Raw genomic sequence first — 17,070 nt, 5'->3', positions numbered from 1 at the left:
GGGCTGTGGGGGCTGTGGGGGCTGTGGGGGCTGTGGGGGCTGTGGGGGTGGTCGCGGTGGGGAGTCCCGGCCCCGGCCGGACGGGCGGCAGGGGCCGGGTCGGCGGGTCCTCGGCAGCGGGTGCGGATGCAGGGGCGGGTGCTGCACATGCGGGTGCTGCAGGTGCAGGTGCTGCGGTCGGTACCGGCGGTCGGCCCGTGCGGGAGAACCATGGGGTGGACGAGAGCGCGGACGGGGGCGTCGCGGACCCGGCCGGCGCGGGCACGGGTCTCAGACGGGGTCCGGTGGTGGGCGCGCCGACGGTCGGCAGCGCTCCGGGGCGGTGCCTGGCGGTGTCGTGGTCGTCCTGCGGGTCCGGTGACGGTGCGGACTGCGAGGGGGGTGAGGTCTGTGACGGGGGCGAGGGCTGTGAGGGCTGTGAGGAAGGCGCGGTCGGTGAGGACGGTGAGGACGGCACGGGCTCGGTGCGGTGCAGTCGGACGACCTCGCCGGATCGGCCGGATCCGGAGGGCAGCGCGGGGTGGGGCAGCGGGCGGCCGATCGCGCGGTCGGCGAGCTCGTGGAGCAGGATGCCGTGGCGGTGCGCGAGTTCGCCGATCTCGGCGCGGGCCAGACCGCCGACCGCGATGCCCGATCTGCCGTCGGGCCGGACGCGTGCGCCCCGGGCGAGCAGCAGGTCGGCGAACCGGGCCGTCTGCGGCCCCCGCACCACCACCTCCGGGCAGAGCCGGGTGCCCCGGAACTCCGCGGCACTCTGGTCCGCCACCTGGCGCCCCCGGACCAGGGTGATCACCCGGTCGGACACCGTACCGGCCTCCTGCGGGGAGCGGGTGGTCAGCAGCACGGTGCCACCCGCTGCGGCGAAGGACCTCAGGAAGGCGTGCAGCCACTCGGTGTTGCGCGGCGAGAGTCCGGCCGTCGGGTCGTCCAGCAGCAGGGCCTGCGGGTCGCCGAGCAGGGCGGTTGCCAGGGCGAGCCGACGGTTCATGCCGGGTGAGAAGGACCGCAGCCGGTGGGAGGCCACGCCCGCGAGCCTCGCCTGTTCCAACAGGTCGTCGGCACGGCGTGCGGGCACGCCGATCGCGGCGGCGAGCATCCGCAGGTGGTCCGCAGCCTTCCGGCCGGGGTGCCCGGGACAGGACGGCCCGGCGTCCGGCACCAGGCCGACCCGGGTCTCGGGGCGACGCAGCCGGCGGTAGGTGCGGCCGTCGAACAGGGCTGCGCCGCGGCCGCGTTCGAGCTCCACCATGAGCCGGATCGTGGTGGTCTTGCCCGCGCCCTCGTCGCCGAGCAGGGCGGTGACCGTGCCAGGACGGGTGTCGAAGGTCAGGTCGAGCAGCGCAGGCGGGGCGCCCCGCCGGTGGACCTTGGTCAGTCCGGTGATCTGGATCATCGCTGCCTGCTCCCGTGCCTCGGCCGACCGGGTGCGCCGGCCCTGGGGGCGCGGCGCTCCGCTGCCCGCGCCAGCACCCTAGGCCCCGGCAGGGAGGATTCCGGGCATTGCGCATGCCGACGGGGAGCGTGGCCGCCGAGCCCACTCGATCAGGTGACGTAACCGGTGTTCTGACCGATCGTCAGTGCGGTCGGAGCTGCTCGGGGAACGTGCTCCCGAGCGGGACTCCGGCCCTGCTCGGGAGCGGCGGTCAGGCCTCGGGGCGGAGCATCGGCGGGTTGAGGACGGTGGCCCCGCCCGCCGTGAACAGCTGTGCGGGACGCCCGCCCTGCCGGGTCGTCGTACCGCCGGACGGCAGAAGGAAGCCGGGGGTGCCGGTGACCTTGCGGTGGAAGTTCCGCGGGTCGAGCACCACGCCCCAGACGGCCTCGTAGACACGGCGCAGCTCCCCCACCGTGAACTCCGGGGGGCAGAAGGCGGTGGCCAGCGAGGAGTACTCGATCTTCGAGCGGGCGCGTTCGACGCCTGCCCCGAGGATCTGGCCGTGGTCGAAGGCCAGTGGGACGCCGTCCGCCGGGCCGTCGTCGAGCAGTTCGTGGACGGGGGCCCAGCGGGCGCTGCTGGCGTCGCCGCCGGGGCGGGGGGTGGGCAGATCCGGCGCGAGCACCAGATGGGCGACGCTGACCACGCGCATCCGCGGGTCGCGCTGGGGGTGACCGTAGGTGGCGAGCTGCTCCAGGTGCACCCCGGCCGCGGACTGGCCGGGGGCGGACGCGCGCAGGCCGGTCTCCTCCGCGAGTTCGCGGGAGGCCGCCTCGGCGAGGCCCTCGTCCGGGCGGACGAAGCCGCCGGGCAGTGCCCAGTACCCCTGGAACGGCGGCTCGCCCCGTCTGACCAGCAGCGCGCACAGTTCGTGGTCCCGGACCGTCAGTACCACCAGGTCGACGGTGACGGCGAACGGGGGGAAGGCCGACGGGTCATAGCGCGACATGGCGATGATGATAGTCGTCTCTCTGACGATAAACACAGAGCACCGGTGAGGGCCCCGCAACTCCGGTACGGAATCGGCCGGGCACGGCGGCCGACCACGCCGCGTCGGCGATGCACGCCCACCGCACCGGCCGCGCTGGCCCCGCAGATCCGTGGCTCCACGGCACCACGGCACCACGGCACCACCGCGCCGGGCGGCGGGGTGGTGCCGTGCTCCCGGTGCGGCGGCGTGGCGCGGTGCGGCGGTCCGGCACGGCGCGGTGTGGCGGTCCGGCACCGCGCGGCGCGGTGCGGCGGGCCGAGGCTGAGCCGAGCCGGGCCAGACCGACCCGGCTCAGCCCGCGCCGAGCTGGAGTTGGGGCGAGGCCTCCTCGACGACGGCCACGCCGATCCGGCTGACCCGGGCGGAGAACGGCTCGCCCGCCACCCGCAGGCCGGTGAGCTGCAGTTCGCCGAGCGGTGTGCTGGAGGCCGGGCGGACCACCACCCGCCCACCGGGGGCGTCCGGCCGGATGCCAGCCATCGACAGGACGAGGTGGACGCCTGCCGCCGCGGACAGTGCAGCCGGTCGGCAGGCCGCCGGGTGGGGCACCGGCGGACACCCCGTCACCCGCTGCTCCCCGGCGTACATCTCCGGCAGTCGTCCGTCGAAGTGCTCGGCCGCACCCAACAGGCCCTCCAGCAGCTGACCTGCCTCGCGTTCGAATCCCGCGTCGGCGAGGCCCGCCACCGCGAGCGCCGTCTCGTGCACCCGGACGGCACCACTGCGGTGGCCGAGCGGGTTGAACCTCGGCGACTTGGCGCTGAGGGTCCGCAGCCCCCAGCCGCAGTCCAGCTCCGGGGCGGCGAGGCGCTGGGCGAGGAGCCTCGTCTGCTCCCGGTCGAGCAGGCCCTCGTGCAGACCGCCCTCGCGGGAAAGGCCCACGTCGAGCAGGTGGACGAAGGAGGAGGCGACCGCGGGGACCGTCCGCCCGCCGCCGAGCAGCGCCGCCGCGGGACGGCCACCCGCCAGGTCGTCGATCCAGAACCGCTCCCGGAAGCGCTCCCGGAGGGCCGCGGCCCAGCTCAGCCACTCGGCCGCACCGGGCCGGGCGAAGGCCGCGAGCAGCTCGGCGCCGTGCAGGGCGGCCCGGTACGCCTGCGCCTGCACCTCGCACCGGGCCACCGCGGTGCGGCTCGACCGCTCCTCCAGGGCACGGCTGAGGTCGACGACGAAGCCCTCGGGCCCGTCCGGTCCCTCGGCGACGGAGGCGCGGAGCGACGCCAGGGCCCGCTCCATCGCCGGCAGCAGCTCTATCACCTCGTGCCGCGGCAGGCCCCAACGCCACGCCTCGGCCAGCACGGTGACGAACAGCAGGGTGGCCTCGGTGGCGGTGCAGGTCGGCGGGAGCTCCGGACCGCCGTGCCGCATCGGGCCGGGGATCAGCCCCTCCCCCGGTCCCGCAGCAGCAGCCCCGGCCGGGGCTCCGGACGACGTTGCGGTGCCGGGTCCGCCGTGGCGGCCCGCGTGCTGACGGCGCGCCAGCGCCCGCAGGGTCCCCGCCGCCAGCCGGGTACCGAAGGGCAGCGTCCAGCGCGCGGCCCACAGGGCGTCGGCGGCGGTCAGTCCGAACCGCCAGGGCGCGCCGGAGGCGGCGTAGAGGTCGGTCGGGCGGTCGGCGTCGGCGAGCAGCAGGGCGGCCAGCGCGTCGAGCGAGGCGGGGACCAGGCGCTGCGCCCGGGCGTCGTCGCACCGCACCTCGGGCTCGGACCAGGGCAGCGGGACACCTTGGCCGCGTCCGGTGGGCGGGCGTCCGCCGGGCGGGACGCTCTCCAGCTCGGCCTGCAGGTCGACCGACCAGCGGGCGCCGGGCTGCACCTCCAGGTCCCAGCGGAGTACGCCCGCGCCGGCCAGGACGGCGTGCGGGGTGGGGCGCGCCGAGACGGACGCGCTGCGGCCGTGCCCCGCCCAGCGCAGGCCGGCCGACTGGACCTGGCTCGGCAGGTCGGCGCTGCGCTGGCCGGCCGCGATGTCGCCGAGCAGGCCGAGGTCGGTACCGAAGGTGATCTCCAGCGGGAGGCGGGCGGGCCGGCCACCGGCGTTGCGGACGGTGACCGTCTCCGTCCCGTCGGCGTGGCGCAGCCGTTCGACGGTGAGCGCCGGGTCCGGATCGGGGTCGCCGGGGATGCGGACGCTGCCGACGAAGCGGGCCTCGGCGGCGGAAGTGAGCGCGCCCTGCAGCGGCATCGGTTCGATGCCGCCGAGGCGCAGCTCCATCCGGGCCAGGGTGCGGACACCGGACCGGTAGAAGCCCTGGAGTCCCTGGCCGCGGAGCTGGCCGTCGGTCCCGGACGCGGCCAGGGCGGGGGCGGCCGCACAGATCAGCAGGTCGTGGGCGGCGGCGGCCGCCTGGGTACGGGGCGGCGCCGGCGGTCTCGGCTGGCCGGGAGCGGTGCCGGGCGACGCACCCGGGGGCGGCAGCGGCACGCCGTGCGGCGGGGTCCCGGCCGCGTAGGGCGGGGTCGGGACGCCGTACGGCGGGGTCTGCGCGGTCGGGGGGAGGGGGACGCCGTAGGGCGGCGTTCGGGGGGACGGGGGGCCGAGGGGCGGGCTCGTCGGCGGCCGGCCGGGGGGTCGGCCCGGGGCGGTCGGTGCGGCGGCGTGCCCGAACGGTGCCGGTGGGGTGGGCGGGGCGGCGGGGGCCGCGGGGGCCGCGGGTGCAGGCGGTGCCGCAGGAGCGGGAGGCACGGGGGCACCCTGCGGTACGGGGGGCGCGGCGGTCACCGGCGGTGCGGCCGGGCCGACCGGCCGACCGGGTGCCACGCCCCCGGTGGGCGGTGCGGTCGGTGCGGGGGGAAGAGGCGGCGCCGACGGGGCGCTCGACGCCGAGGAGGGCGCCAAGGGCGCACCCGGCGCCGGGTTCGGTTCGGTGGCCGGCGGCGGTGCTGCCGGCTGTGGTGGCCTGGAAACGGTCACCGGGCTCTCCTCCCCTCGGTCGGCCGGCTGCTGCTGGGCCGGTCGACCGCGAGCGTGTTCGTTCGCGGTCTGTGCTGCTGCTCTGCCGGTGCGCGGCAGGTCGATCGACGGGAGCGGGCCTGAGCCGCACCGACTCCGGCGCGGCCGGGTCCGGCCGGTGCTCCGCCCGAACGGACGCGCTGGGGGCCGCGCGCACCGGTGGTGCGGTGCGCTTCGACTCGGTGCAGGGCCTGCGGGCGGACGATGCCGCCCGCGCGCCCCGATGATGAACGTCCTGCACGTGCCACAGGTCACGCCGACCGGCGCGGCGGCGATGGCGCGCAGGCGAGGTGCGACCGCCCGGCCCACCGCGTCGCCCCCGTCGACGCTGCCCGGCCCGACCGCCGACTGCGGCGCGGCCACCTCGATGGCCCTCCCCCGTCGGCTCCCGTCCGCCGCCAGGATACGGTGCGATTCGGCGGCGCCCGTACCCGGAACATGGTTGACGCGCGTCGCATCGCGACTGCGACCAGCACGTACCGAGGAGCTGCATGTCCACCGTCGGCCGACTGCCCGGAATCGTCACCACGGACCATGTCTTCCGGGTGCCGCTCGACCACGAACGGCCGGAGGGCGAGCGGATCGAGGTGTACGCCCGGGAGGTCGTGGCGTCCGGGCGGGAGAACGACGACCTGCCCTGGCTGCTCTACCTGCAGGGCGGGCCGGGCGGAAAGGCCGGGCGGCCGCTGGGACGCGACGACTGGCTGAACCGCGCCCTCGACGACTACCGGGTGTTGCTCCTCGACCAGCGCGGCACCGGCCGGTCCACCCCGGCCAACCGGCAGACCCTCGCCCGCCGTGGCGGCCCGGCCGAGCAGGCCGACTACCTCGCCCGCTTCCGCGCCGACTCGATCGTCCGGGACGCCGAGCTGATCCGCCGCCTCATGCTGGGTGAGGAGGGCAGGTGGAGCCTCCTCGGCCAGAGCTTCGGCGGCTTCTGCACCCTGACCTACCTGTCGCTGGCGCCGGAGGGCCTGCGCGAGGCGTTCGTCACGGGCGGCCTGGCCGGCCTGCGCTCCTCGGCGGACGACGTCTACCGCGCGGCGTACCCGCGGGTGGCGGCCAAGAACGCGGCACACTACGCCCGCTACCCGCAGGACGTGGCGGCCGTCCGCCGGATCGCGGCCCACCTCGCGCAGCAGCCGGCCCGGCTGCCGGACGGCGGGCTGCTGACCGTCCCGGCCTTCCAGGCACTGGGCCTGATGCTCGGCGCCGGGTCGGGCTCGGGCGCGCTGCACTACCTGCTGGAGGAGGCCTGGGTGGAGGGCGTGGACGGGCCGGAACTCTCCGACACCTTCCTCACCGGGGTGCAGGCGCAGCTCTCGTTCGCGCAGAACCCGCTGTACGCCGTGCTGCACGAGTCGATCTACGGCCAGCGCTCGGTGGACCCGGCGGGCACCGGATGGGCGGCCGAGCGCGTCCGCAAGGAGTTCCCCGCCTTCGACGCCGACGCCGCCCTCGGCGGCGACGCCCCGGTGCTGTTCACCGGCGAGATGATCTACCCCTGGATGTTCGAGACCGACCCGGCGCTGCAGCCCCTGCGCGAGACGGCCCAGGTGCTCGCGGAGCGCCGCGACTGGCCCGACCTGTACTCCCCCGAGCGGCTCGCTGCCAACACGGTGCCGGTGTACGCGGCCGTGTACTTCGACGACATGTACGTCGACACCGCGGACTCGCTGGAGACCGCACGGGCCGTGGGCAACCTGCGCTTCTGGCTGACCAACGAGTGGGAGCACGACGCCCTGCGGGTGAGCGGCCGGGTGGTGCTCGACCGCCTGGTGCGGATGGCGCGCGGAGAGGCGTAGCAGCAGGGCCCGGGCGCCGGGTCGGCGGTGCATCTCAGCCGCCGCCCGGGCGTCGGGCGGGCCACTGACCGGTCGGGCGCTCGTGCCCCTGCGGGGCCGTCGGCCGCGGCCTGCCCCAGGTCGGCCCGACGGGTCGGTGCAGCGGGGTGCGGCACGGGGTGTGCGGCGAGCTGCCGGGCGGCCTGGCCGCCGCGGGGCGGGGCGCGGCGTCGCTGCCGTGTCCGGACGGTCGGCGGCCCCGCGCGGTGGTGCGGCCTGCTGCAGGTGTGGGCGTGGGGCCAGGTGTGGGCGTGGATCCCTCGGCGGGCGGCGCCGCGGGCTCCGAACCGCTGTCGCAGGCCGCCCCGGCGGGTGCGGCGTCCGTGCCCGGGCCGCCGTGGTCCGACGATCGGTGCTCCCCGGAAGCCCCCGGTCGGGCGGATGCGGTGGCCGCTGCGCCCGGTGCCGACCGGTGGGCCGGGGCCGGCCCGGGCACGGCCGGGCGTTGGGCGCCGGCCGGGGGCGCGTCGGATCCGGCATCCGCCGGTTCGGTCGCGGGACGGACCGCAGGAGCTCCCCGGGCCGCCCGGGCTTCCTGGGCCGTGCGGCTGGCGCGCTGCTCCCGGACGCTCGCCAGGAGCCGCTCCGGTGCCAGGCCGCTGTTGATCGACTCGTACAGCAGCAGGGCGAGGGTGTAGCGCGGATCCACCTCCAACGCCCGGGAGAGCATGATCCGGGCGGTGGCGGTGTCGCCGGCGATCCAGGCCGTCCAGGCGAGCAGGGTGAGCGGCGGCGCCGCGAGGTGCTCGAACGGGCTGACGCAGCGCTGGACGAGGAACCGCCACACGCGCTGGGCGACGGCCAGCTCGTCCGGCTCGGCGAACTCGGCGCCGCGGTCCCGGCCGAGCTTGTCCTGCAGGCCGAGCAGCAGGCGGGCGGTGCGCTCGGCGTCGATCTCCCGCGCGCCGGCCCGGAACTCGGCCATCACCTCAGTGATCATCTCGCCCGTCCGGTCGACCGTGGACGTCCGCCCGGCGGCGAGCTCCTGGAGGAAGCCGGGGCCGGCCCGCTCGATCTCCTGCCGCTGGACGTCCGCGAGCGGCGGCCCGACGGGTGCCAGCCCGGCGACCATCGCCCGCCGGCTGCCGCGCGGGGCCAGGCCGGCGAAGGCCGCGGCGGCCGCGACGGGGCTGGGCCGGTGGGAGGGCCGGATCGGTGTGCCGGCCGGGTCGCAGCATCCGGTGCGGGTGCACAGGAACGACCACCAGCGGCCGCCGGAGACGAACAGGGACTCCTTCACGGCGACCCCGGCCGCCCGGAAGGCACCGGCCAGGCCGTCCGCGAGCGGACGCAGCGCCTCGGCCGACCGCGGCCCGTCACCGGGCGGTGCGCCGCTCTGCGCGGACGCCGGGTCGGCGGGATCCCGGACGAGGTAGAGCAGCACCTGGTCGGGGCGGCGGTCGCGCTTCTCGGAGAGGTCCAGCAGCAGCGCGGCGGTGTCGCGGGCCACCGGCGCCCACTGCTCGGGCGCGTCCGGGAGGTCCACCCGGACCACGGCGCCCTGGTGGAGCGAGGGCCCCTGCAGGCCGACGGCGACGATGCTGTCGTCGGGGAAGAAGCCGAGGAGGTAGGGCAGCATCTCGGCCATGTCGGCCGGGCCTCGCATCGGCGTGGGCAGCAGGGTGGCGGGCAGCCCCTGAACGGGGGCGGCGGGCGGGGGGCGGTGTTCGTCGTGGTTCATGGCCCGAAGCATGCGGCTTTTTCCGGGCCGCGTGTTCAGCCTGTGGATAACTCCGGATTGCGGATTGTTCCGCGGTTGTTCCGTGCGCCTTCCGGGCCGATCATTCCGCGGGAATTCCAACGCCCGGACCGTACCGGCCTTTCCCGTCAACCGATCTGATGACAGGTCATCCACAGGCCGGGCACTGCATTGGCCCATTGTCGGTCGCACGCGGTATGCATGGGGCCATGGACGAGCGCAGCACCCGCCCCGAATCCGAGCCCGTGGACGCACCGGCCGCACCGGACCGCACCGGCAGCCGGTCGGCGGCCGGGCACGCCCCCGGCGACGGGCACGCGACCGGTCCGGCCGACCCCGCCGGGCAGGACCGCGCTGCCGTCCGCGAGCGCGCCGAGGCCGTGCTGCGCGAGCTGGCCGGGCCGTCCGCGGTCCTCCGGGAGGACCAGTGGCGGGCCATCGAGGCGCTGGTCGTGGACCACCGCCGGGCGCTGGTGGTGCAGCGCACCGGCTGGGGCAAGTCGGCCGTGTACTTCATCGCCACCGCGCTGCTCCGCTCCGCCGGCGCCGGCCCCACGGTGATCGTCTCGCCGCTGCTGGCTCTCATGCGCAACCAGGTGGACTCGGCCTCCCGGGCCGGCATCCACGCCCGGACGATCAACTCCGCCAACCCGCAGGAGTGGGACGAGATCCAGGCCGAGGTGGCCGCCGGGGCGGTGGACATCCTGCTGGTCAGCCCGGAGCGGCTGAACAACCCGGACTTCCGCGACCAGGTCCTCCCCAAGCTCGCCGCCTCCACCGGCCTGCTCGTGGTCGACGAGGCGCACTGCATCTCCGACTGGGGCCACGACTTCCGGCCGGACTACCGGCGGCTGCGCACCATGCTGGCCGACCTCGCCCCCGGCGTCCCGGTCCTCGCCACCACGGCGACGGCCAACGCGCGGGTCACCGCCGACGTGGCCGACCAGCTCGGCACGGGGGCACCCGACGGCTCGGGCGGGCCGCCGGCCGACCGCACGGCGCTGGTGCTCCGCGGCCCGCTGGACCGGGAGAGCCTCAGTCTCGGGGTCCTCTCTCTGCCAGACCCGGCGCACCGCCTGGCCTGGCTGGCCGACCACCTGGCCGAGCTGCCCGGCTCCGGCATCGTCTACACCCTCACCGTGGCGGCGGCGGACGAGGTGACCGCCTTCCTGCGCTCCCGCGGGTACCCGGTGGCCTCCTACTCCGGGCGGACGGAGGACGCCGAGCGCCGCAGCGCGGAGGCGGACCTGCTGGCCAACCGGGTCAAGGCGCTGGTCGCGACCTCGGCCCTGGGCATGGGCTTCGACAAGCCCGACCTGGGCTTCGTGGTCCACCTCGGCTCGCCGGGTTCGCCGATCGCCTACTACCAGCAGGTCGGACGCGCCGGCCGCGGTGTCGACCGGGCCGAGGTGCTGCTGCTGCCGGGCCGGGAGGACGAGGCGATCTGGCGCTACTTCGCCTCGCTGGGCTTCCCCCCGGAGGAGCAGGTCCGGCGGACGATCGACGCGCTCGCCGAGGCGGGCCGCCCGCTGTCCACCGGCGCCCTGGAGGCCCGGGTGGACCTTCGGCGGAACCGGCTGGAGACCATGCTCAAGGTGCTCGACGTCGACGGCGCGGTCCGCAAGGTCCGCGGCGGCTGGGAGTCCACCGGCCGCCCCTGGGCGTACGACGCGCCGCGCTACGCCAAGGTCGCGGCCGCGCGGGAGGCCGAGCAGCAGGCGATGCGCGAGTACGCGGCGTCGGCCGGCTGCCGCATGGAGTTCCTGCGCAGGCAGCTCGACGACCCGGAGGCCGTGCCCTGCGGGCGCTGCGACAACTGTGCGGGCCCGGCGCACGGCCCCGAGGTGTCGGCGGAGGCGCTCGCCGCGGCCCGGGCGGCACTCGGCCGGCCCGGTGCGGAGTTCGAGCCGCGCCGGCTGTGGCCGACCGGGATGGACGCGCTCGGCGTGCCGCTCAAGGGCCGCATCCCCGCCGGAGAACAGGCGGAGACCGGCCGGGCGCTCGGCCGGCTGTCCGACATCGGCTGGGGCACCCGGCTGCGCACGCTGCTCGCCGAGTCGGCGCCGGACGGCCCCGTCCCGGCCGAGGTGGTCGACGCCCTGGTGAGCGTCCTGGCCGACTGGGCGCGCGGTCCCGGCGGCTGGGCCGGACCGGAGGGCCCGGACGGCACGCGCCTCGCCCGACCGGTCGGCGTGGTCACCATGGCCTCGGCGACCCGGCCCCAGCTGGTGGAGAGCCTCGGCGCACGGATCGCGGCGGTCGGCCGCCTGCCGCTGCTCGGCCGGATCGAGTACGCGGCCGGCCGGCCGCCGCACGGCCCGCGGAGCAACAGCGCACAGCGGCTGCACTCGCTGGCGGGGACGCTGGTCGTCCCGGAGGAGCTGGGGGCGACGCTCGCCGCGGCGGGCGGCCCGGTGCTGCTGGTCGACGACCTGGTGGACTCGGGCTGGACGGTGACCGTGGCCGCCCGGCTGCTCCGTCGCGCCGGGGCGACGGGGGTCCTTCCCTTGGTCCTGGCCCTCCAGGCCTGAGCCCGGGCGAACCGGATCCCCTGCGGGGAGGACGCGCTGTTCACCGGAAGGAGACCTCGGGGCAAACCGGACTTCGACCACCCGTCGGACGGCCGTCGGACGGCCGTCGGACGGCCGTCAGGCGAATGGACGCATGACCGTGACGGAATATATCCGGCAGAACACTGAATTTCGGGCGGCGCTCGGCATTTCATCATTGCCGCTTCGACCGATCTGACGGGAGAATTGAGGCCGTACCCCACACCTGGTCGGAAGACCCGGTATTCGGCGTACCCACGTCACCGCCGTGCCAGCGGGCCGGAAGGAGGATCGTGATCAACCGCAGAGACCACGGTCAGGACCCTTCCACCGCCAGACGGAGCATCGACCCGAAGGCCTGGTCCGAGGCCGACGTGCCGTTGCTGCGCGCCCCGCGCGACTTCGTCCGCGAGCTGCACCAGCGGCACCTGCCGCAACCGGGCACCACGGTCGTCGCCGTGCTGGACGCCAGGCACCAGCTGATCGCCTCGGCCTCCTTCAGCACCCGCCAGCACCTCACCGACGGGTGGCAGCACCGCAACGCGATCCTGGCCAACCTCCGGCAGGTCGTCCCGCACGACCTCCGGCTCGCCGCTCCCGTCCGCACGGCCGTGCTGCTGCGCTGCCGCGAGGGCTCGCCCGAGTGGACGGCCCAGGACGGCGCGTGGATGTGGGCCCTCCAGGACGCAGCCGCGCTGCACGGGCTGCGCTGCGGCTCCTACATCGCGCTGGCACCCGCCGGCTGGCACGTGATCGGCGACGGGCGGCGCGGCCGCAACCCGCACTCCGGGTCGTGGTCCGACGGGCCGTTGCACACCGTCACCGAGCTGCCGCCGCGCCACGCGCGGGAGCCGGTCCGGCGGACCGCACGGAACCCCCATGTCGCAGCGGTGACGGCGCTGGACGCGTTGCGCCCCGCGGCCTCGCGCTGACCGTTCGCGCGGCCGCCCGCCGATGAGGCGGGCGGCACCGCGACGACGGACGGTGCCGGACCCTCCGGGCACCGCCGCGGGCGAAGCCCCAGCAACGGCCGGCACCGGTCACCGGGCCGGAACGCCCCGGACCGGAACGCCCCGACCCGGGCCGACACGCGCCCGGACGAGCGGGCTCAGGCCGGCACGGGCCGGTCCGCCCCCGGGAAGAGCGACGCGACGGCGTCCGTGCCGCCGCAGATCACCAGCAGCGAGCCCGCGCGCTCCGCGGCACGCACCGCGGCACCCGCGATGCGGTTGACCCCGGAGCCGTTGACCACCAGGACCACCACGTCGCGGCGCAGCGGCCGGGTCGTGGCGGCGTCGGCGTAGAACACGTCACCGGCCTCAGCGAGCTGCGCCCAGTAGCGCTCCTCGCCGAAGGACAGCTCGTGCTGCTGCCACGGGTGCGGTTCGCCGACCGTGAGCACGAGGACGTCGCCGGGGAGGCGGCCGGACTCGAGCAGCTGGTCCACCGTCTCGTCGGCGCGCTCCAGCGCCTCCTGCGGATCGGCGGGGACCAGCCGGACGGCCGGGGACGAGGGGTCGGGACCCGGACCGGGCTTCGGCCCGGGGCGCGGGCCCGGAGTGGCGCCCGCAGCTCTCGGCGGAGCGGGACGGGGCGGCGCCGGGCGGGGCGGCGCGGGCCGCTGGCCCGGCACGACGCCGGACGCAGCAGGGTTGACGGAAGGCGTACGGGGGCTGGATGCGTCCGACTTGTGGGGGAAGGGAACGCCGGGGCCCGGGATACTCTCGTGAATCTCCGGCTCCTCGGGGAAGACAGGCATACCCGGATATCTATCAAATGCCGGTCGGATGCGCACGGGCGCCCCACCTGTTGGGCACCCGGCGGGGCTCGCGGAGGGCCGCCCCGGGGTCCGACGGAGTGTCAGAAGCCGAGCGACAACTGCTCGTCCGCGGGCTCCGCGATCCGGCCGCGCTTGAGGTGGCGCCACTGCGGGAGCCCGTCGAGATAGGCCCAGGACAGGCGGTGTTCCGAGGTCGGACCGAATTCCTCCAGGGCGGCGCGGTGCACCGGCGAGGGGTATCCGGCGTTGTCCTCGAAGCCGTAGGCGGGGTGGTCCGCGGCGAGCTCCGCCATCATCCCGTCCCGGCGGACCTTGGCCAGGACGGAGGCCGCGGAGACGCAGACGCAGGACTGGTCGCCCTTGATCACCGTGCGGACCCGCCACGGCCCGCCGAGGTAGTCGTGCTTGCCGTCGAGGATCACGGCGTCCGGTCGGACCGGGAGCGCCGCCAGGGCGCGTTCGGCGGCCAGCCGCAGCGCCGCGGTCATGCCGAGTTCGTCGCACTCCTGCGAGGAGGCGTGGCCGAGGGCGTACGCGGTGACCCAGTCGGCGAGCACCGGGGCGAGCGCCTCGCGGCGCTTCACGGTGAGGAGCTTGGAGTCGGTGAGGCCCTCCGGCGGGCGGCGCAGTCCGGTGACGGCGGCGCCGACGGTGACCGGGCCGGCCCAGGCGCCGCGTCCGACCTCGTCGAGCCCGGCGACCACGGCGGCTCCGGCCCGGCGCAGCGAGCGCTCGACCGAGTGGGTCGGGGGGTCGTAGGGCATGGCTGGTCCATTCGTGTCGCTCCGGCAGCACCAGCCTACGTCCCCGCCGGGACCGCCCCGGACGGCCTGCACCCGCCCCGACCCGTCCGACCCGCGGCCCCGAACGACCCACCAACCCCGAACGACCCGCGACCGACCGAGCCGCGCGGACCGGCCGACCCGGCGACGACCCGCCCGCGGCCCGGCCCGCCCCGGGGCCGGTCCTCGAAGGCGTGCGGGTGCATGGGCGCCCGATGGCGACGCGTGGAGGCACCTCCCGGCAAGGAGGCCGGAGGAGAACTGCGCGGTCCGGGAGCGGTGTTCCCGGCGGATCCGGATCGCCCCGGTCCGACCGGTGCGCCGCATCCGGACGGCGCGGTTCCCCGCGCCCCTGGAGTGACCGCCCGAACGCCCCTGGAGCCGCTCCCTAGTAGGCGCTCACCAGGGGCATGAGCACCTGGTCCACCAGTTCGGTGCAGAAGGCCTCGTCGACCACGCCCTCGCAGACCTTGGCCCGGTAGAGCAGCATCGCCGGGGCGACGTCGGCGACGATCGGCGTGGCCGCGCCGGGCCGGACGTCGCCGCGCCGCTCGCCGCGGCCGAGGATGCCGAGGATCGCCGCGTTGGCCGGCCGCATCACCCGGCCGTCGAGGAAGTCCTTGAAGGCGACGGCCTGTTCGTGGTCGAGCTCGGCCATCAGCACGCGGATGGCGGTGCCGGCCGGCGAGCACATGATCGCGCCGAAGCCCGCCATGAGCTGCATCAACTCGGCACGGACCGACCCGAGGTCGGGGATGTCCACGGGGGGTGGCAGAGTGGCCCCCAGGGCGTGCACGACCAGATCCGCCTTCGACGCCCAGCGGCGGTACAGCGCGGCCTTGCCGGTCTGCGCCGCCCCGGCGACGCCCTCCATGGTCAACCGGGCGAAGCCGCCGGAGACCAGGAGTTCGAGGGTCGCCTCGAAGATCGCGGCCTCCAGGGCGCGCCCCCGCCGTCGGGCCGCGGCAGGCGCCGCCGGCTCGACGGGCGGCACCGCGGGACCGACGCCCGGCATCCCCGGCCTGACGGGCGGCAGCACGCCCGCCGGCTCGGCCGACGCCTCGGCGCCGGCCTGCAGTGGTACGGCCCGCGTCACGCCGGCGGGGGCGGACGGCGCACATCCGGCCGCCACCGCCCCCGACGGCCCGACCGACGCCTGACGCCGCACCAACTGATCCATCGTCACCACCCTAGAGAACGCTTGCGTTCACAATCTCTTTCCGGATATCGTCCACATGATAGTGAACGGCTCCGTTCCTTCACAGTGTCCGCGCACCGCCACCGGCCGTGCGCAGTCGCACAACCGCGCACGTCACGGGCGCATTCTCCGGCACCACCCCACGGTGCAGGACCAACAGGGGGCAATCAGTGGCAATCTCCGACACGGTCGGCGCACCCGCACCACCGAAGGCGGGACGCACCCAGCGCAAGGGCATCACCCTCACCGTCATCGCCGCGACCCAGCTCATGGTCGTGCTGGACGCGACGATCGTGAACATCGCGCTGCCGCACATCAAGAACGACCTCGGCTTCTCCGACACCACCCTCTCCTGGGTGATCAACGCCTACACCCTCACCTTCGGCGGCCTGCTCCTGCTCGGCGGCCGTCTCGGCGACATCCTCGGCCGGCGGCGGGTGTTCATCGTCGGCACCCTGCTCTTCGGCTTCGCCTCGCTGCTCGGCGGCTTCGCGCAGGACTCGACCATGCTGCTCGCCGCACGCGCCCTGCAGGGCCTCGGCGGCGCCGTCTGCTCACCGACCGCGTTCGCCCTGATCGCCAGCAACTTCGAGGAGGGCCCCGAACGCAACCGGGCCTTCGGCGTCTTCTCCGCGGTCGCCGGCTCCGGTGCCGCGATCGGCCTGCTGGCCGGCGGTCTGCTCACCGAGTACCTCGACTGGCGCTGGGTGTTCTTCGTGAACGTGCCGATCGCCGTGCTGATCGCGCTCGCCGCGCCGCGGTTCATCAACGAGTCGGAGCGGACGGAGGGCCGCTTCGACCTGCCCGGCGCGCTCACCTCGACCCTCGGCCTGGTGGCCCTGGTCTACGGCTTCATCCGCGCCGCGTCGGACGGCTGGAGCGACGCCCTGACGCTGGCCTCGTTCGCCGGGGGCGTGGTCCTGGTGGTCGCGTTCGTCGTCATCGAGCGGCGGACGGCGCAGCCGATCACCCCGCTGCACCTGTTCCAGGACCGCAACCGCACCGGCGGCCTGATCATGATGCTCTGCCTCGCCGCGGCGATGTTCGGCATCTTCTTCTACATCACGATCTTCGTGCAGACGGTCATCCACTACAGCCCGCTCAAGGCGGGTGTGGCCTTCCTGCCGATCAGTGCCGCGATCATCGTGGCGGCGCAGATCGCCTCGGCGCTCCAGGCGAAGCTCGGCCCGAAGGTGTTCATGGCCGGCGGTGCCGCCCTGGTCACGGTCGGCCTGAGCTGGCTGACCCAGCTCAAGGCGGACAGCGGCTACGTGGACGGGATCCTCGGCCCCACGGTGATCTTCGGCTTCGGCATGGGCCTGATCTTCGTCCCGGTGATGCTGATCGCGGTGTCCGGTGTGCCGAACAACGAGACCGGGGCGGCCTCCGGCCTGCTCAACTCGGTGCAGCAGATCGGCGGCGCCCTCGGCCTGTCCATCCTCACCACCGTGTTCAGCCACGCGGCCAAGTCCAAGGCCACCGAGCTGGTGCCGGGCTTCCTGCAGTCCGCCACTCCCGAGCAGGCGCAGCACTTCCAGAAGGCGCACGAGTTCCCGGTGGGCAGTGCCGCGTACAGCGAGACGCTGGCGCACGGCATCGGCCAGGCGTTCATCGTGGGCGCCTCACTGGCCGTGGTCGCCCTGCTGGTGGCGCTGTCCGTGGTGAAGGCGAAGGCGAGCGACCTGCCCTCGGAGGGGGCGGCCGGCGTGGCGCTCTGACGCACCGCGTGGTGGGGGGGGCCCGCGCGGCCCCCCCCCCCCCCCCCCCGGGCGGGGCGCGACCCCGCGGGTAAACAAACACCCACACAAAATTAGACTATTGCGTGGTGTTGGGGGATAGA

At 75.7% G+C, this 17,070-nt stretch carries 11 protein-coding genes; 4 read left to right on the top strand and 7 right to left on the bottom strand.

All coding sequences use genetic code 11. The features are described 5' to 3' along the window. The 3 genes from ABZ641_RS10940 to ABZ641_RS10930 all read right to left on the bottom strand — a co-directional run. Positions 1-1,393 (bottom strand): ABC transporter ATP-binding protein (locus ABZ641_RS10940; protein ID WP_359980848.1); only part of this gene is annotated, 1,393 nt, incomplete at its 3' end. 250 nt (positions 1,394-1,643) lie between these two features. Then, on the bottom strand, positions 1,644-2,384 hold the full coding sequence (locus ABZ641_RS10935) for an NUDIX domain-containing protein (protein ID WP_344623252.1): 741 nt from the start codon (positions 2,382-2,384) through the stop codon (positions 1,644-1,646). A gap of 333 nt (positions 2,385-2,717) precedes the next feature. Next, positions 2,718-4,850, bottom strand: a complete 2,133-nt coding sequence (locus ABZ641_RS10930; protein ID WP_359980845.1) for a glycogen debranching N-terminal domain-containing protein — start codon at positions 4,848-4,850, stop codon at positions 2,718-2,720. 1,019 nt (positions 4,851-5,869) lie between these two features. Between ABZ641_RS10930 and ABZ641_RS10925 the strand changes: the two genes are divergently transcribed. Further along, the gene (locus ABZ641_RS10925; RefSeq protein ID WP_359980843.1) at positions 5,870-7,183 is read left to right on the top strand and encodes an alpha/beta fold hydrolase; all 1,314 of its coding nucleotides are present in this window, start codon (positions 5,870-5,872) and stop codon (positions 7,181-7,183) included. 34 nt (positions 7,184-7,217) lie between these two features. Here ABZ641_RS10925 and ABZ641_RS10920 read toward each other — a convergent pair whose 3' ends face one another. Then, complete coding sequence (locus ABZ641_RS10920; RefSeq protein WP_359980840.1) at positions 7,218-8,903, bottom strand: DUF4192 family protein; 1,686 nt, start codon at positions 8,901-8,903, stop codon at positions 7,218-7,220. Between the two features lie 227 nt (positions 8,904-9,130). Here ABZ641_RS10920 and ABZ641_RS10915 point away from each other — a divergent pair, with 227 nt between their 5' ends. After that, the gene (locus ABZ641_RS10915; RefSeq protein WP_359980837.1) at positions 9,131-11,452 is read left to right on the top strand and encodes a DEAD/DEAH box helicase; all 2,322 of its coding nucleotides are present in this window, start codon (positions 9,131-9,133) and stop codon (positions 11,450-11,452) included. Positions 11,453-11,763: 311 nt separating this feature from the next. Next, positions 11,764-12,402 carry a hypothetical protein gene (locus tag ABZ641_RS10910; RefSeq protein WP_359980835.1) on the top strand — a complete coding sequence of 213 codons (639 nt, stop codon included), beginning with the start codon at positions 11,764-11,766 and terminating at the stop codon, positions 12,400-12,402. A gap of 176 nt (positions 12,403-12,578) precedes the next feature. On the opposite strand, the gene ABZ641_RS10905 is transcribed toward ABZ641_RS10910, so the two are convergent. From ABZ641_RS10905 to ABZ641_RS10895, 3 genes are all read right to left on the bottom strand, one after another. Then, positions 12,579-12,917 (bottom strand): hypothetical protein, encoded by a 339-nt coding sequence (locus ABZ641_RS10905; RefSeq protein ID WP_344623246.1) that lies wholly within the window; start codon positions 12,915-12,917, stop codon positions 12,579-12,581. A gap of 413 nt (positions 12,918-13,330) precedes the next feature. Next, positions 13,331-14,014 (bottom strand): ribonuclease HII, encoded by a 684-nt coding sequence (locus tag ABZ641_RS10900; RefSeq protein WP_359980833.1) that lies wholly within the window; start codon positions 14,012-14,014, stop codon positions 13,331-13,333. Between the two features lie 406 nt (positions 14,015-14,420). Further along, complete coding sequence (locus ABZ641_RS10895) at positions 14,421-15,212, bottom strand: TetR/AcrR family transcriptional regulator (RefSeq protein WP_359980831.1); 792 nt, start codon at positions 15,210-15,212, stop codon at positions 14,421-14,423. Between the two features lie 287 nt (positions 15,213-15,499). On the opposite strand from ABZ641_RS10895, the gene ABZ641_RS10890 reads away from it, so the two are divergent. Then, positions 15,500-16,948, top strand: a complete 1,449-nt coding sequence (locus ABZ641_RS10890; protein WP_359980851.1) for an MFS transporter — start codon at positions 15,500-15,502, stop codon at positions 16,946-16,948. The last annotated feature ends 122 nt before the right edge of the window (positions 16,949-17,070 follow it).

This window comes from Kitasatospora sp. NPDC007106 (assembly GCF_040634455.1).
GTDB lineage: Bacteria > Actinomycetota > Actinomycetes > Streptomycetales > Streptomycetaceae > Kitasatospora > Kitasatospora arboriphila.
Note: the sequence above shows the minus strand (reverse complement) of the source record. Positions and strands in the feature narration are given on the sequence as shown.

What these genes read in the sequence shown, in the direction of transcription:
- ABZ641_RS10935 (WP_344623252.1), bottom strand. Translation starts at nt 2,384, where the DNA reads ATGTCGCGCTATGACCCGTCGGCCTTCCCCCCGTTCGCCGTCACCGTC.
- ABZ641_RS10925 (WP_359980843.1), top strand. Translation starts at nt 5,870, where the DNA reads ATGTCCACCGTCGGCCGACTGCCCGGAATCGTCACCACGGACCATGTC.
- ABZ641_RS10920 (WP_359980840.1), bottom strand. Translation starts at nt 8,903, where the DNA reads ATGAACCACGACGAACACCGCCCCCCGCCCGCCGCCCCCGTTCAGGGG.
- ABZ641_RS10915 (WP_359980837.1), top strand. Translation starts at nt 9,131, where the DNA reads ATGGACGAGCGCAGCACCCGCCCCGAATCCGAGCCCGTGGACGCACCG.
- ABZ641_RS10900 (WP_359980833.1), bottom strand. Translation starts at nt 14,014, where the DNA reads ATGCCCTACGACCCCCCGACCCACTCGGTCGAGCGCTCGCTGCGCCGG.
- ABZ641_RS10895 (WP_359980831.1), bottom strand. Translation starts at nt 15,212, where the DNA reads ATGGATCAGTTGGTGCGGCGTCAGGCGTCGGTCGGGCCGTCGGGGGCG.
- ABZ641_RS10890 (WP_359980851.1), top strand. Translation starts at nt 15,500, where the DNA reads ATGGTCGTGCTGGACGCGACGATCGTGAACATCGCGCTGCCGCACATC.